Genomic DNA, 17,110 nt, shown 5'->3' with positions numbered 1-17,110 from the left:
TGTTCAGATGACGACATGGCATGACGGACACGGAGACGGTCACGACGATTCGGTGGCGATCGTCGGAGTGTCATGCCGTTTGCCCGGGGCGATCGGGGCAGCGGAATTCTGGAATCTGCTGAGTGACAGTCGCCATGCGATAACCGAGGTCCCGCTCGACCGGCGGGACGGAATGTCGAATGCGGTCCGTTTCGACGGCGGCACCCGCTTCGGAGCCTTCCTCGAAGGGGTCGGGGACTTCGACGCGGCGTTCTTCGGGATCTCCGCGCGGGAAGCCGCCGCGATGGACCCGCAGCAGCGGCTGGTGCTGGAGCTGGCCTGGGCGGCCGTCGAGGACGCCGGTATCGTCCCCGCCGCCCTGGCCGGCTCGGCCGCCTCGGTGTTCGTGGGATCGCTCCGCGACGACTACGCCGGCCTCGTGATGAGCAGCGGCGACGGATCGATCACACAGCACACGAACACCGGTGTGCACCGGGGCGTCATCGCCAACAGGGTCTCCTACGCCCTGGACCTGCGCGGGCCGAGCGTCGTGGTGGACACGGCGCAGTCGTCGTCGCTGGTCGCCGTCCACCTGGCCGCCCAGAGCGTGCGGTCGGGCGAGTCACCGGTCGCCATCGCGGCGGGCGTGAACCTCAACCTCCTCGCGGAGGGCGCGCTGGGGGCGCAGCGCTTCGGCGGCCTGTCCCCGGACGGGCACAGCTATGTCTTCGACGCCCGCGCCAACGGCTACGTACGCGGTGAGGGGGCCGTGGCCCTCGTACTCAAGCCTCTGGCGGCGGCCCTGGCCGACGGGGACGAGGTCTACGCGGTCGTGCGGGGCAGCGCCGTCAACAACGACGGGGCCACCCCCGGGCTGACGGTTCCCAGCCCGCAGGCCCAGGAGAGGGTCGTCCGTGCCGCGCTGCGCCGGGCGGGCGTCGCCCCGGAGCAGGTTCAGTACGTGGAGCTGCACGGCACCGGGACCCCGGTCGGCGACCCGATCGAGGCGGCCGCCCTGGGGGCGGTCTTCTCCGGCCGGGAGAGGGACGCCGCCACGGGAGCGGACCCCCTGCTGGTGGGGTCGGTGAAGACCAACGTCGGGCATCTGGAGGGCGCCGCCGGCATCACCGGGCTGCTCAAGGCCGTGCTCGGGATCCGCAACCGCCGCCTCCCGGCGACCCTGAACTTCGCCACCCCGAACCCGGACATCCCGCTCGACGAGCTCGGGCTGCGGGTCGGCACGGACCTTTCCGACTGGCCTCACCCGGACCGGTCGCTGATCGCCGGCGTCTCGTCGTTCGGCATGGGAGGCACGAACGCACACGTGGTGCTGAGCGAGCCGCCGGCCGCCCGACAGCCGGAAGGAGTCGCGCGGCTGGACGCCGGACGGCCGGCGACCGGACAGCGGAACACCGGACAGCCGGCCGGTGGAGCGGAGCCGGCCCCCCGGCTGGTCCCGGTACCCGTGTCGGGCCGGACCCCGGCCGCGCTGCGTGCGCACGCCGCCCTGCTGCGGGACACCGGTTCCGCCCCGGGCGACCTGGGCTTCTCCCTGGCCACGACCAGGACGGCGTTCCGGCACCGGGCCGTCGTCCTCGCCTCGGACGCCGAAGGCCTGCGCGCCGGGCTGGACGCCGTCGCGCACGGCACGCCCGCGCCGAACGTGGTCTCGGGCGACGGGCCCGGGGCCGGGCGGGAAGCTGCGCCCGGTACCGCCGTGGACCGCTACGAGGCCGCCGCTCCACGGGCCGCCGAACTGACCGCCCTCGCAGCCGAGTACGTCCGGGGCGCGGACGTCGACTGGACTCCGGCGTACGCGGACGTCCGGGCCCGGCGGATCCGGCTGCCGGGGTACCCGTTCCAGCGGGAGCGCTTCTGGACCGGCGAGCAGCGCACCCCGGCGCGGGGCACCGGCAGCCCGGACGCCGCCGGCACCGACCCGGCCACCCTGGTCAGGGAACAGCTGGCGAGGGCCCTCGGTGAGGGCGACCCGGACGGTGTGGAGCTGGACACGAACTTCCGGGACCTCGGCTTCTCGTCGCTCATGACGGTGGAGCTCATCGAGAGCCTGTCCACCGCCACCGGCCGGCCGCTGCCCAGTGGTCTGCTGTTCGACTATCCGACGCCCCAGGAGCTGATCGGGTACTTCGCCAGGACCGGGACCGGAAACGCCGGGCGCGGCCCCGACGCGCCCCGTCCGTCCGCACGGGCGGACTCCGCCGCCGACCACGACGATGACGCGATCGCGATCGTCGGCATGGCCTGCCGGTTCCCCGGCGGGCTCGCCTCCCCCGAAGACCTGTGGCGCGTGGTCTCCGAGGAGCAGGACGTGACCGGCGCTTTCCCGGCCGACCGCGGCTGGCAGCCCGGTGAGGGCTACTCCCGGATCGGCGGATTCCTCGACGCTGTGGCCGAGTTCGACCCGGAGTTCTTCGGTATCTCCCCCCGCGAGGCGCTGGCCATGGATCCGCAACAGCGGCTGCTGCTGCAGACCACCTGGGAGGCGCTGGAACGGGCCGGGATCGAGCCCAAGTCCCTGCGGGGCAGCCGTACCGGAGTGTTCGTCGGCGGCACCTCCTCCGACTACGGCCCCCGCATGCACGAGGCCGGCGCGGACGTAAAGGGTTACGTGCTCACCGGGACCACGCCTAGCGTGCTGTCGGGCCGCATCGCCTACCAGTTCGGCTTCGTGGGCCCGACGCTCACCGTGGACACCGCCTGCTCGTCCTCGCTGGTCGCCCTGCACCTGGCCGTGCGCGCCCTGCGCAGCGGCGAGGCGTCCGCGGCCGTCGCCGGCGGCGTGACCGTGATGGCCACCCCCGGCATGTTCGAAGAGTTCTCCCGGCAGCAGGGGCTGGCCGCCGACGGGCGGTGCAAGCCGTTCTCCGCCGACGCCGACGGCACCGGGTGGTCCGAAGGCGTGGGCATGCTCGTGCTGGAGCGGCTGTCGGACGCGCGCCGCCACGGCCACCCCGTCCTCGCGGTGGTGCGGGGCACCGCCGTCAACTCCGACGGTTCCTCCAACGGGCTGACCGCGCCCAGCGGCCTCTCCCAGCAGCGGCTGATCGGTGCCGCGCTGGCCGACGCCGGCCTGTCCGGCTCGGATGTCGACCTGCTGGAGGCCCACGGCACCGGCACCTCGCTCGGCGACCCGATCGAGGCCGACGCGGTACTCGCCACCTACGGGCAGGATCGCGACACCCCGCTGTACCTGGGCTCGCTGAAGTCGAACATCGGCCACACCCAGGCGGCCGCCGGCGTGGCCGGTGTGATCAAGGCGGTGCAGGCCATGCGGCACGGACTGCTGCCCCGCAGTCTGCACGCCGACGTCCCGACCTCCCGGGTGGACTGGGAGTCGGGCCGGGTCGAACTGCTGACGCAGGCCCGGGAGTGGCGGCGCGCCGGCCGTCCGATCCGCGCCGCGGTGTCCGCGTTCGGCATCAGCGGCACGAACGCCCACGTCGTCCTGGAGGAGGGCGAGCAGACCCCGACGGCCCTGGTCTTTACCGGCCAGGGGGCGCAGCGCCCCGGCATGGGCCGCGAACTGTACGCGCGGTACCCGTTGTTCGCGCGCGCCCTCGACGAGGTGTGCGCCGCGTTCGACCCCCACCTGGACCGGCCGCTGAAGGAGCTGATGTTCGCCGCCGGACCCGATGCCGCACCGGAGCTGAACCAGACCCGCTACACCCAGCCCGCGCTGTTCGCCTTCGAGGTGGCGCTGGCCGAGCTGGCCACCGAGCAGGGCGTGGCGTGCGATCTGCTCGCCGGACACTCCATCGGTGAACTCGCCGCGGCCTACGTGGCGGGGGTGTTCTCACTGGCGGACGCGGCGAAGCTGGTGGCGGCCCGGGGCCGGCTTATGCAGCAGGCCCGCTCCGGCGGCGTGATGATCGCGGTGGAGGCCGCCGAGGCCGAAGTCGCCGGCACCCTGGTCGAAGGTGTCGTGGTGGCCGCGGTGAACGGCCCGGCGTCGGTGGTGCTCGCCGGCGATGCCGACGCCGCCGAGACCGTCGCCGCCGGATGGCGCGAGCGTGGCCGCAGGGTCACCCGGCTGACCGTCAGCCACGCGTTCCACTCGCCCCACATGGACGACGTGCTCGACGAGTTCCGCGCGGTGGCCGAGTCGGTCGAATACCGGCCGCCGCGGATTCCCGTGATCTCCACGGTGACCGGACTGCCGCTGCCCGCCGACACGGCCGGGTACACCGACCACTGGGTCACGCAGATCCGCGGCACCGTCCGGTTCCACGACGCCGTCTCGGCCCTGCGCGAGGCGGGCGCCGGCCTGTTCGTCGAGATCGGGCCGTCGGCCGCACTCACCCCGCTGGTCAGGTCGGCCGGCGTCGCGCGGGCCGTCGCGCTGGGCCGGTCCGCCGGATCCGAGACGGACGTGTTCGCCGCCGGTCTCGCCCGGGTCCGGGGCACGGAGCCCACGCACCCCTTCCGCCGCGACCGGTACTGGCTGCCGCCCCGGCCCGCGCGCGGTGCCTCCGGTCACCCGCTGCTCGACTCGGTGGTGGAGCTGGTCGACCGGGACGAGGTGGTGCTGGCCGGGGCCGTGTCGTCCGCCGACCACGCGTGGCTCGCCGGGCATGTGATCAACGGTTCGGTGCTGCTGCCCGGGACGGCGTTCCTGGAGATGGCGCTGTTCGCCGGCGAGCGCGTGGGCCTGCCCGAAGTGGCGGACCTGACTCTGGAGAGCCCCCTCGTGCTGCCCAGCTCCGGCGCGACGCAGCTCCAGGTCACCGTGCACGGGCGCCAGTTGGCGGTGCACTCCCGCCGGGACGGTGAGCAGGAGTGGACGCGGCACGCGTCCGGACTGCTCGGCGAGACCGGTACGGGCTCCGGGCCCGGTGCGGACGACGCACCGGCATGGCCCGTCGGCGACCCGGTACCCGTCGAGGACGCGTACGAGCTGCTGGCCGGGCGCGGATACGAGTACACCGGCGTGTTCCGCGGGCTGCAGGCGGTGCACCGGGACGGTGACACCGTGTACGCCGAGGTCCGGATCCCCGACGGGCATCTCGGTGCGGAGTCCGGCTTCCTGCTGCACCCGGCGCTGGTGGACGCGGTGCTGCACCCGATCGTGCTGGGCCTCGTCGACGGTGCGGAGGGCACCCGCCTCCCGTTCGCCTGGAGCGGGGTGCGCCTGCACCCCGGCGCGGTCGGCGGGACGGAGTTCCGGGCCCGGCTCACCCCGTCCGGCGTCGACACGTACGAACTGCTGCTCACCGACTCGACGGGCACCGCGGTGGCCACCGTCGACGGACTGGCCTTCCGGGCGTCGTCCCCGGCCTCCGCCGACGCCGTCCCTCTGTACGAGCTGGCCTGGCAGCCCCTGGCGGGGGTCACCGACGCCGGCGCCCTGCGTCCGGCCGTGGTCGAGATCGCCGCGGCCGGCACCCCCGCCGCCGCGGCCGCCGCCGCGCTCACGACGATCCAGGACTGGGTGGCCGCCGAACACGAGGCGGCGGACCGGCTGGTGCTGGTCACGCGGAACGCGGTGGCCGTCGCACCGGGCGAGCCCGTCGCCGACCCGGCCGCGGCCGCGGTGTGGGGCCTGGCGCGCACCGCCCAGAGCGAGCACCCGGACCGGATCGTCGTGGTGGACGTGTCCGGCACCACCACCGCGGAGGAAGCCGCCGACCTGGCCGTACGGACCGGGGAGCCGCAGCTCGCCGTACGGGACGGCGAGCCGCTGGTGCCCCGGATCGCCAGGTCCGCCGCACCGGTCCCCGGCGCCTCCGTGACCGGAGACACCACGGCTGCCGACAGCACCGGAACCGGGTTCGGCTGGAACCCCGACGGCACGGTCCTGATCACCGGTGGCACCGGTGGGCTGGGCGCCCTGATCGCCCGGCACCTACGTCACCGGCACGGCGTGCGGAATCTGCTGCTCGTCAGCCGCCGCGGCCCCGACGCACCCGGCGCCGCCGAGCTGGCGGCGGAACTCGACGGCGCGCGCATCGCGGCCGTCGACGTGACGGACCGCGCCGCGTTGGCCGCGCTGATCGACGGACTGCCGGCCGGCAGTCCCCTGACCGCCGTGATCCACACCGCCGGGGTACTCGACGACGCCACGATCGGTGCCCTCACCGAGGAACGGATCGGCACGGTGATGGCGGCCAAGGCGGACGCCGCACGGCACCTGCACGAGCTCACCGCCGGCCGGGGCCCGGTCGCCCTCGTCCTGTTCTCCTCGATCTCCGGTCTGCTCGGCACGGCCGGCCAGGGCAACTACGCGGCTGCCAACGCCTACCTGGACTCGCTGGCCGCGCACCGCCGCGGCCTCGGCCTGCCCGGCACGTCCCTGGCCTGGGGCCTGTGGGACGAGGGCATGGGGCAGTCCCTCAGCGCCTCCGACCTGGGCCGCTGGACCCGGTCCGGGGTGGCGCCGCTGACCTCCGCGCAGGGGCTCGCCCTGTTCGACCGGTCACTGTCCGCGGACACGGCGGACAGCGTGCTGCCGGTCCCGGCGGCCATCCAGCCGTCTCTGCTCACCGAAGACGGTCCGGTCCCGCCCCTGCTGTCCCGGCTGGTCCGCCGCCGCAAGCCCGCCGCGGCCGCTCCGGCCGTCCGCGCGGGGCGCACCCTGACCTCGAAGCAGGCCGAGGAGCTCGTACGGGCGACCACGGCCGGGGTGTTGGGACTGCCAAGCCCGAGCGCGCTCGACCTGGGCAAGGCCTTCCGGGAGCTGGGCTTCGACTCGCTGGCCGGCGTCGAGCTGCGCAACCGGCTGATCACAGCCACCGGCCGGCAGCTCCCCGCCACCCTGGTGTTCGACCACCCCACCCCGCAGGCCCTGGCCGCCTTCCTGGCGGAGGACGCGGACACGGCCCGGGAACGGCAGCAGACCGGCGGTGCCCGGCGGCCGCAAGCCCGCCACGGCCGCACCGACGAACCGATCGCGATCGTCGGCATGGCGTGCCGGTATCCCGGAGGAGTCCGTTCCGCCGACGACCTGTGGCAGCTGGTGCTGGACGGACGGGACGCCATCTCGGAGTTCCCCACCAACCGCGGCTGGGACCTGGACGGGCTTTACCACCCAGACCCGGACCACCTCGGCACCAGCTACACCTCGCGCGGCGGGTTCCTGCACGAGGCGGACCTGTTCGACGCGGCGTTCTTCGACATGTCGCCGCGCGAGGCGCTGGCCACCGACCCGCAGCAGCGACTGCTGCTGGAGACGGCCTGGGAGACCTTCGAGGACGCCGGGATCGACCCGGCGGCGCTGCGCGGCAGCCGGACCGGTGTGTTCACCGGCGTGATGTACGACGACTACGCCTCGCGCCTGGCAGACACGCCTCCGGAGGTGGAGGGCTTCCTGCTGGCAGGCAACACCTCCAGCGTCATCTCCGGCCGGCTGGCCTACAACTACGGCCTGGAGGGGCCGGCGATCACGGTGGACACCGCGTGCTCGTCCTCCCTGGTCTCGCTGCACCTGGCAGCGAACGCGCTGCGCTCGGGCGAGGTGGACCTGGCCCTGACGGGAGGCGTCACGGTCATGTCCGGGCCGAGCACCTTCGTGGAGTTCTCCCGGCAGAAGGGGCTGTCGACCGACGGCCGTTGCAAGTCCTTCTCTGCGGACGCCGACGGAACCGGCTGGTCGGAGGGCGTCGGCCTGCTCCTCATGGAGCGGCTGGAGGACGCCCACCGCAACGGACACCAGGTGCTGGCCGTGCTGCGCGGTTCCGCGGTGAACTCCGACGGAGCCTCCAACGGGCTGACAGCACCGAACGGGCCCTCGCAGGAGCGGGTGATCCGCGCCGCCCTCACCGACGCGGGCCTCTCCGCCGGCGACGTCGACCTGATCGAGGCGCATGGCACCGGTACCCGGCTCGGCGACCCGATCGAGGCCCAGGCCCTGCTGGCCACGTACGGACAGGACCGCGAGGATCCCGTCCGTCTGGGTTCGCTCAAGTCGAACCTCGGGCACGCCCAGGCCGCCGCCGGTGTCGGTGGCGTGATCAAGATGGTCCAGGCGATGCGGCACGGCGTCCAGCCCCGCACTTTGCATCTGGGCGAGCCGTCGCCGCATGTGGACTGGTCCGCGGGCGCGATCGAGCTGCTCGGCGAGCAGCAGGAGTGGCCGGACCTCGGCAGGCCGCGCCGCGCCGCGGTGTCCGCGTTCGGCATCAGCGGCACCAACGCCCACGTCATCCTCGAACAGGCAGGGCCCGCCCCGGTTCCCGCCGGTACGGCCGCCCGGACCGGCCCCGGCCTGCCGGTGGTGCCGCTGATGCTGTCGGCCCGCACCGATCAGGCCCTGCGCGAGCAGGCCGCCGGGCTGCGCGCCCACCTCGTCGTACACCCGGACCTCGGCCTGGCCGACGTCGCCGGCACGCTCGCCGGGCGACGCGCCCTGCTGGACCGGCGGGCCGTCGTGCTCGGCGCCGGCCGGGAATCCCTGCTGCGCGGCCTCGACGCCGTCGCGGCGGGCACCACGGCCGCGGGCGTCGTCCAGGGGGGCGGCACCGGCCGAGGTGCGACGGCCTTCCTGTTCACCGGGCAGGGCGCGCAGCGGTCCGGGATGGGACGCGAGCTGTACGAGCGCTCCGACGTCTTCCGTGACGCGCTCGACGCGGTGGCCGCGCACCTCGACCCGTTGCTCGACCGGCCGCTGACCACCGTCCTGTTCGCCGAGCCGGAAAGCGCCGACTCGGCCCTGCTCGACCGGACGGCCTACACCCAGGCCGCGCTGTTCGCCGTGGAGGTGGCGCTCTACCGGTTCGCCGAACACCACGGCGTCACCCCGGACCACCTGCTCGGGCACTCGGTCGGAGAGGTGGCCGCGGCCCACGTGGCCGGCGTGTTCGACCTGCCCGATGCCTGCCGCCTGGTCGCCGCCCGGGGAGCTGCCATGCAGTCCGCCCGCGACGACGGGGCGATGGCCGCGCTGGAGGCCTCCGAGGAGGAGGTCCTCGAAACCCTGGCTGCCGGGGTGGCGATCGCCGGGGTGAACGGCCCCAGGTCCGTCGTGGTGTCCGGTGACGAGGAGACGGTGAGCGCGATGATCGCGCTCTGGTCGGACCGGGGCCGCCGGACCCGGCGGCTGTCGGTCAGTCATGCCTTCCACTCGGCGCACATGGACGGGGTACTGGCAGGCTTCCGTGCCGAGCTGGACACCGTGGCCTTCCACGAGCCGCGGATCCCGGTCGTCTCGAACGTCACGGGGGAGATCGCCACCGACGGGCAGCTGACGTCGCCGGACTACTGGGTGACCCATGTCCGCGAAGCGGTCCGCTTCCTGGACGGCGTGCGTACCCTGCGGCGCTGCGGTGTCACCGAGTTCGTCGAGCTCGGCCCGGACGGGGTGCTGACCGCGATGGTCGGGCAGGCACTCGCGGACGAGGCCACCGGCACGGACGGCGGTGTCGCCGTGCCGATGCTGCGCTCCGGACGCGGCGACGTGGAGACCGCGTTCGCCGCCTTCGCCGCCCTGCACGTCAGGGGCGTACCGGTGGACTGGGCGGCGGTGCTGCCCACGACCGCGCCGGTACCGTTGCCGCGCTACCCGTTCCAGCACCGCAGGTACTGGCTGGAGAGCCCGTCGTCCGCGTATCCGCTGCTGGACACCGTGGTCGACCTCGTCGACGGCGGGACCGTGCTGGGCGGCGAGATCGGCGGTGCCGGCTGGATCGGCGACCACCGCATCAGCGGGGAGGTCCTCCTGCCCGGCACGGCCCTGCTGGACATGGCGCTGCACGCCGGGACCCGGGTGGGCTGCCCGACGGTCGCCGAACTCACCTTCACCGCACCGCTGGTGGTACCCGAGGGCGGGGCCGTGGCGGTCCAGGTCCGGGTGGATGCCCCGGAGCCGAACGGCAGCCGTGCGGTGACGGTCCACTCCGGTCCTGGAGCCGGGAGCGACGAACCGGCCGAATGGACCCCGCACGCCCACGGCGTGCTCACACCCCTGCTGCCGGAGCCCCCGGCCGCCCCGGAGCCGTCCGGCACCGTCGCCGACCTGTCCGGGGTGTACGAGCGGCTCGGTGAGCACGGCTACCACTACGGCCCGGCGTTCCAGGGCCTGACCTCGGTGCGCCACTCCGGCGACGAACGGTTCGTCGAGGTGGAGCTGGCAGAGCGGTACCACGGCGAGGCCATCCGGTATGGCGTACATCCGGCGCTGCTCGACGCGGTGCTGCACGTACTGCTCCCCGGAGTCGTCGACCCCGGTGCACGGCCCGTCCTGCCGTTCTCCTGGGCCGGGGTGACCCGGTACGCGACCGGAGCGACGGCGCTGAGCGCGCGGGTCACGGTCCGCGGGAACACGGCGGGCCTCGTGGTCCACGACCGCGACGGCCGCACGGTGCTGACGGTGGACGAGCTGGCGCTGCTGCCCGTCGGCGCGGGTCATGCGCCCGCGGGGATGCACACCGTGGTCTGGCGGGATGCCGCCGGCCCCGACGCCTCCATCGAACCGGCCGTCATGCACCGTGTGCCGGCCGTGCCGGAGCACGCGGAACAGACGGAACACGATGTCCCGACGGTGGCCAGGGCCCTGGTCCACTCCGTTCTGGCCGAGCTCAGAGCGGTCATTGCCGAGGACGGCCGGCGCCGGCACGCCTTCGTGATCACCCCACACCTGTCACATTCCGCCCTGCGCGGCCTGATCCGCACGGCCCAGTCGGAGAACCCCGGCAGGTTCGTGCTGATCGAGGCCGCCGAATCCACCGACGGTGCACAGCTGGAGGCCGCCCTGCGGACCCCGGAGCCGGAACTGGCGATCCGCGAGGACCGGATCCTGGTGCCGCGGCTGGCCCGCCCGGGCGGGGCCGCGGCGGACGCCGCACATGCCGGAGTGGACCTTTCCGCAGGCCCTGTGCTGGTCACCGGCGCGACCGGAACCCTCGGCACAGTGCTGGCCCGGCACCTGGTCGTACGCCACGGAGTGCGGGACCTGGTACTCGTCAGCCGGCGGGGTGAAGCGGCGCCCGGCGCCACCGGCCTGCGGGAGGAGCTGACGGCCCTCGGCGCCGCCGTGAGCCTGGTGGCCGCCGACGTGGCAGACCGGCAGGCCCTGGAGCGGGTGTTCGCCGAGCACGAGCCGGCCGCGGTGGTGCACACCGCGGGCGTCGTCGCCGACGCCACCCTGGCCGGGCTGACGGCCGAGCAGATCGACGCGGTGCTGCGCCCGAAGGTGGACGCAGCCTGGCACCTGCACGAACTGGCCGGCGACCGGCCGCTGTTCCTGTACTCCTCGGTGGCCGGCCTGCTCGGCACCGCGGGCCAGGCGAACTACGCGGCGGCCAACACCTTCCTGGACGCCCTCGCGGAGCACCGCCGCGGCCTCGGACGTCCCGCGGTCTCGCTGGCCTGGGGCCTGTGGGCACAGACCAGCACCATCTCCGAGCAGCTGACCGACGCGGACATCCGGCGGCTGGCCCGCTCGGGCCTGCGTCCGCTGGACACCGTGGAGGCGCTCGGCCTGTTCGACGCCTCACTCGACGCGGCCACCGGCGACGGCGCCCCGGTGCTTGCCCTGACCCGGTTCGACCGCTCCGCGCTCCGGGGCCGGACCGGTCTGCCCGCGGTGCTGCGCGATCTGGCCGGACCGGCCGTCGTCACGACGGCGGCCGTACGGGACGACGCGCCCCGCCGGGACGGGGTGGACGCGTCGGGCGTCCGCCCCGAGGCCCTGCGGGAGATCGTCCGCGACCGGATCGCCACGGTACTCGGCCACGCCGACGTCTCGGAGGTCGAGGAGGACCGCTCGTTCAGCGAGCTCGGTTTCGACTCGCTCATGGCCGTCGAGCTGCGCAATCAGCTCGGCGCCGCGATCAGCCACCGGCTGTCCGCGACCCTCGTGTTCGACCACCCCACCCCGGCCTCGCTGACCGAGCACCTGCTCGGGCTCGTCGCGGCCGAGGAGCCGGCGCCCCCCGCTCCGGTCCGGGAACGGGCCGTGGCGGCCGGGGACGGCCACGACGAGCCGATCGCGATCGTCGGGATGGCCTGCCGCTACCCGGGCGGGGTCGCCTCCCCGCAGGACCTGTGGCAGCTGGTGGCCGACGGCCGGGATGCCACATCGGACTTCCCGGTGGACCGCGGCTGGCCGGCGGACCTGTTCCACCCCGACGCGGACCACCCCGGAACCTCCACGACCCGCCGGGGCGGGTTCCTGCACGACGCCGACCGCTTCGACGCGGAGTTCTTCGGTCTGTCGCCGCGGGAGGCACTGGCCGTGGACCCACAGCAGCGGCAGCTCCTGGAGACGACCTGGGAAGCCGTGGAGCAGGCGGGCATGGACCCGCAGGCCCTGCGCGGCAGCCGGACCGGCGTGTTCGTCGGCGTGATGTACAGCGACTACGGCTCGCGTCCGGACCTGCCTGCGGAGGGGGTGCAGGGCTATCTGTACAGCGGCAGCGCCGGAAGCATCGCCTCCGGCCGGCTCGCGTACACCTTCGGGTTCGAGGGGCCGACCCTCACCGTGGACACCGCGTGCTCGTCCTCGCTGGTCGCGCTGCACCTGGCCGCGAGCTCACTGCGTCGCGGAGAGTGCGAACTGGCCGTGGCGGGCGGCGCGACGGTGATGGCCACGCCGACGCCCTTCGTGGAGTTCTCCCGGCTGCGCGGACTGTCCGAGGACGGCCGGTGCAAGTCGTTCTCCGACGACGCGGACGGCACGGGCTGGTCCGAGGGCGCGGGCATGCTGCTGCTGGAGAAGCTGTCGGACGCCCGGCGCAACGGCCACCGGGTGCTCGCCGTCCTGCGCGGCTCGGCGGTGAACTCCGACGGCGCCTCGAACGGGCTGACCGCGCCGAACGGCCCCGCGCAGGAGCGGGTGATCAGGGCGGCGCTCGACTCCGCCGGCCTGTCCCCCTCCGACGTGGACCTGCTGGAGGCGCACGGCACCGGAACCAGACTCGGCGATCCGATCGAGGCGCAGGCCGTGATGGCCACGTACGGGCGTGACCGGGAGCGCCCGCTGCTGCTGGGTTCCCTGAAGTCGAACATCGGACACGCCCAGGCGGCGGCGGGCGTCGGCGCGATCATCAAGGTCGTCCAGGCCATGCGGCACGGGATCGCCCCGGCGACCCTGCACGTCGGCACGCCGTCCCGGCACGTCGACTGGTCCGAGGGCGGCGTCGAGCTGCTGACCGAGGCCCGCCCGTGGCCGCGGGGCGCACAGCCCCGCCGGGCCGGCGTGTCCTCGTTCGGCTTCGGCGGCACCAACGCCCACGTGGTCCTGGAGGAGGCGGATGCCGCACCCACCCCGGCCCCCGAGGCTCTGTCCGGCCACGCGCGGCCCCCGGTCCCGTGGGTGCTGTCCGCCCGTACCGAGCAGGCGCTCGCCGAGCAGGCCGAGCGGGTCGCGTCCTTGTCCACGGCGGACGAGTCGTACACCCTGGCCACCCGTTCCGCCATGACGTACCGGATCGCGGCGACGAGCCCCGAGGCGCTGCGGGAGGCGGTCCCGGTCCGCGTGGCGGGAGGCCGGCTGGCCTTCGCGTTCACCGGACAGGGCGCCCAGCGGATCGGCATGGGCCTCGAACTGGCCTCTGCCCACCCGGTGTTCGCGGCAGCCTTCGACGCGGTCTGCGCGCACTTCGACACCTCGCTCCGGGCGACCGTGCGGGCGGCGATCGCCGACGGCGTCGGACTGGACGAGACCGGCACGGCGCAGCCCGCGCTGTTCGCCGTCGAGGTCGCACTGTTCCGCCTGATGGACTCGTGGGGGATCCGGCCCGACGTGGTACTCGGCCACTCGATCGGCGAGCTTGCCGCCGCACACGTCGCCGGCGTGCTGTCGCTGCCCGACGCGGCCAGGCTGGTCGCCGCCCGTGGCCGCCTCATGCAGGCCCTGCCCCGTGGCGGCGCGATGGTCGCCGTCGAGACGGCCGCGGCCGAACTGGACGGGACGGAGCTGCCCGACGGGGTCGCGGTCGCCGCGGTCAACGGCCCCGTCTCGGTCGTGCTGTCCGGCCCCGAGGACTCCCTGCTGCCCTTCGTCGCATCGGAGTTCACCGCACGGGGCAGGCGCACCAAGCGCCTGCCGGTGAGCCATGCCTTCCACTCCCCGCTGATGGAGCCGATGCTGGAGGACTTCCGGGCAGTCGCCCGGGAGCTCACCTACCGTGCCCCGGAGGTCCCCGCGATCTCCACGGTCACCGGTACGGGCGCCGAGGAGTGGACCGACCCCGAGTACTGGGTGAACCAGGTACGGGCGACCGTCCGCTTCCACGAAGCGGTGCTGACTGCCCAGGACCAGGGTGTGCGCACGGTCCTGGAGGTGGGCCCCGACGCGGTACTCACGGGCATGGTCGCGGCAGCGTTCCCCGCCGACGAGGCGGACAGCCCGGTCGCGGTGCCACTGCGGCGGGCCGGCCGGCCCGAGGCGGACTCCGTGGCCGGCGCGCTCGGCACCCTGTTCACCCGGGGTGCCGGGATCGACTGGCGTGCGGTGTTCCCCGGCGCCGAGCCGGTGGACGCGCCCACCTACGCGTTCCAGCGCAAGCGGTTCTGGCTCGACGCCACCGGACGGACCGACGCGGCCGGCTCCGGTCTGCGCGCGGCCGGACACCCGCTGCTGGGTGCGGTGGTGGACCTGGCCACAGGTGGTACGGGCGAAGGCGGCGCCACCGTCTCGACCGGACGGCTCTCGCTCGCCGCCCATCCGTGGCTGGCCGACCACCGGGTGCGGGGCGTCGTGATCGTTCCGGGTACGGCGCTGGTCGAACTGGCCGCGTCGGCGGGCCCGCTGGCGGAGTTCACCGTGACCGAACCGGTCGCCGTACCGGAGTCCGGTGCGCTCACACTCCAGATGGTTGTCGACGGCACCGACGTCACGCTGTTCTCCCGGAGCTGCGAGCCCGGCTCCGGGGAGCTCCCGTGGACCCGGCACGCCGCCGGAACCCTGGCGCCGGACTCCCCCATGGGCGCGGTGGAGGCCGGTCCGTGGCCGGACGGCCTGACGGAGATCGACCTCACCGGGCTGTACGACCGGGTCGCCGAACACGGCTATGCGTACGGTCCCGCGTTCCGGAGGCTGGAGCGGCTACTGCGGGACGGCGACGAACTGTTCGCCGAGGTAGGGGCACCGGCTGAAGGGGCCCCGGGCGGCAAGGGGTTCGCCGTGCACCCGGCGCTGCTGGACGCCGTGCTGCACGCGCTGCTGCCCGGCGTCGCCACGGACCGGCCGGCCGCGCTGCCGTTCGCCTGGAGCGGGGTGCGCTTCCACTCCCCCGCGGTGGCAGCGAACGCCACCGTCCTGCGGGCGCGGATCACACCCACGGGTCCGGACGCGGTGCGCCTGCTGGTGACCGACGGCGACAACCGCGTCGTGGCCGAGGTGGACGAGCTGGTGCTGCGCCCGCTCACCGGACTGCCGGGCGGCGCGTTGGCCGGCGCCAACCTGCTGTACACCCCGGTGTGGCGCAGGCCCGAGCGCTCCGGCGATCCGGTCGACGCCTCGGCGGCCGGCGCCGGGCACGACGTGATCCTGGTCGATTCCGGTGCCGGTGACCTGCCGCAGCGGGCCCGCCACGCGGTCCACCACACCCTCGGGGTGCTGCGCGACCGGCTGGCCGGCGACGCCACCGGCAAGCTCGCGGTGGCCGTGGGCTCCGACCTGGCCCATGCCGGTGTCCGCGGCCTGGTCCTCAGCGCCGCGGCCGAGAACCCGGGCCGGTTCGTCCTGGTGGACCTTCCTGACTGGGACGGCTCCGCGGACGTACGGGACTCCGTCGCCAAGAGCCTGGCCGAAGCCGGCGGTTCGGACGAGCCTCAGGTCCGGATCGCGGAAGGGAGGATCCTCGTCCCGCGGCTGGCCCGGCACGAGCGTCCGGCCGGTCACGGTACGGAGGTCCAGGACGGCCCCGCGCTCCCCTGGCACAAGGGCACGGTGATGATCACCGGTGCGAGCGGCGCACTGGGGTCGAAGCTTGCCGCGCACCTGGTGGCCCGGCACGGCGCCCGTTCGCTGCTGCTGGTCAGCCGGAGCGGGAAGGCTCCGCATCTCGAAGGCGCCGGGGACGGCGTCGAGATCATCGCGGCGGCCTGCGACGTCACCGACCGCGAGGCGCTGACCGAACTCGTCGCACTCCACCGGCCCGTTGCCTTCGTACACGCCGCCGGGACGCTGGCCGACGGGACCTTGGAGGGGCTCACACCGGAGCAGGTCGACTCCGTGCTACGGCCCAAGATCGATGCCGCCTGGCATCTGCACGAGGCGGCCGGCGACCGGCCCGTGGTTCTCTACTCGTCGATCGCGGGGCTGCTCGGGACGGCAGGGCAGGCGAACTACGCGGCGGGGAACACCTTCCTGGACGCCCTGGCCGAATACCGCACCTCGCTCGGCCTGCCCACGGTCTCGCTGGCCTGGGGGCTGTGGGAGACCGGGATGGGCGACGGGCTCTCCGACGCGGACGTGCGACGGATCCTCGGGCTCGGGCTGCGTCCGATCGCGGTGCCGGAAGCGCTCGCTGCCTTCGACGTCGCCACCGCGGAGATCGCCGGCCCGGCCGCGGACGGCGGTTGGGGCCCGGTGTTCGCCGTGACGGGCGTCGACCGGGTCGCGCTCGGCTCCGCTCCGAACCCGCCTTCGGCGCTGCGGGGCCTCGTACCCCGTACCGCGTCCGCAGCTGCGCCGAGGACCGGTCCGGCCCGGGCGGCGCAACAGCCGGCCGGCATCCCGTGGGACCAGCCGGGGGCCGTGCTCGACCTGGTCCGCCGCGAGGTGGCCGCAGCCCTGGGGCACGACGAGGTCTCGGCGATCGACTCGGAGGTGTCGTTCACCGAGCTGGGCTTCGACTCACTGACAGCGGTCGAACTGCGCAACCGGCTGGCTGCGGTGACCGGCGAACGCCTGCCGACCACCCTGGTGTTCGACTATCCGACAGCGGCGGCCCTGGCCGAGAACTTGCGCGCCGTCGCGGCGGCGAGGCAGGCCGCGCCTGTTCTCGACCAGCTGGAGGCGCTGATCCGCAACGGACAGCTCGGCCCGGATGCGGTGGCACGGCTCCGGCAGCTGGTCGGTCACGATCCGGCGGGCGGCAGCGCCCGCGACGAGCAGCTGGACAAGGACCTGGAAGGCGCGGCCGACGAGGATCTGTTCGCCATGATCGACGACCTGGAGTAGGCACCGCGCCGGAGGGCTCCCGGGCGACCGGCAGGAGGTGTACCACCC

Annotated in this window: 1 protein-coding gene; it reads left to right on the top strand. The window is 74.4% G+C overall.

The features are described 5' to 3' along the window. Positions 1-7: 7 nt before the first annotated feature. Positions 8-17,062: an SDR family NAD(P)-dependent oxidoreductase gene (locus ACIREO_RS19690; protein WP_404111569.1), complete on the top strand. Its 17,055-nt coding sequence runs from the start codon at positions 8-10 to the stop codon at positions 17,060-17,062. Positions 17,063-17,110: the final 48 nt, after the last annotated feature.

The organism is Streptomyces sp. NPDC102441 (genome assembly GCF_044765585.1).
Lineage (GTDB): Bacteria > Actinomycetota > Actinomycetes > Streptomycetales > Streptomycetaceae > Streptomyces.
Note: the sequence above shows the minus strand (reverse complement) of the source record. Positions and strands in the feature narration are given on the sequence as shown.

Excerpts from the sequence above, each read along its gene's own strand:
- ACIREO_RS19690 (WP_404111569.1), top strand. The coding sequence starts at position 8 with ATGACGACATGGCATGACGGACACGGAGACGGTCACGACGATTCGGTG.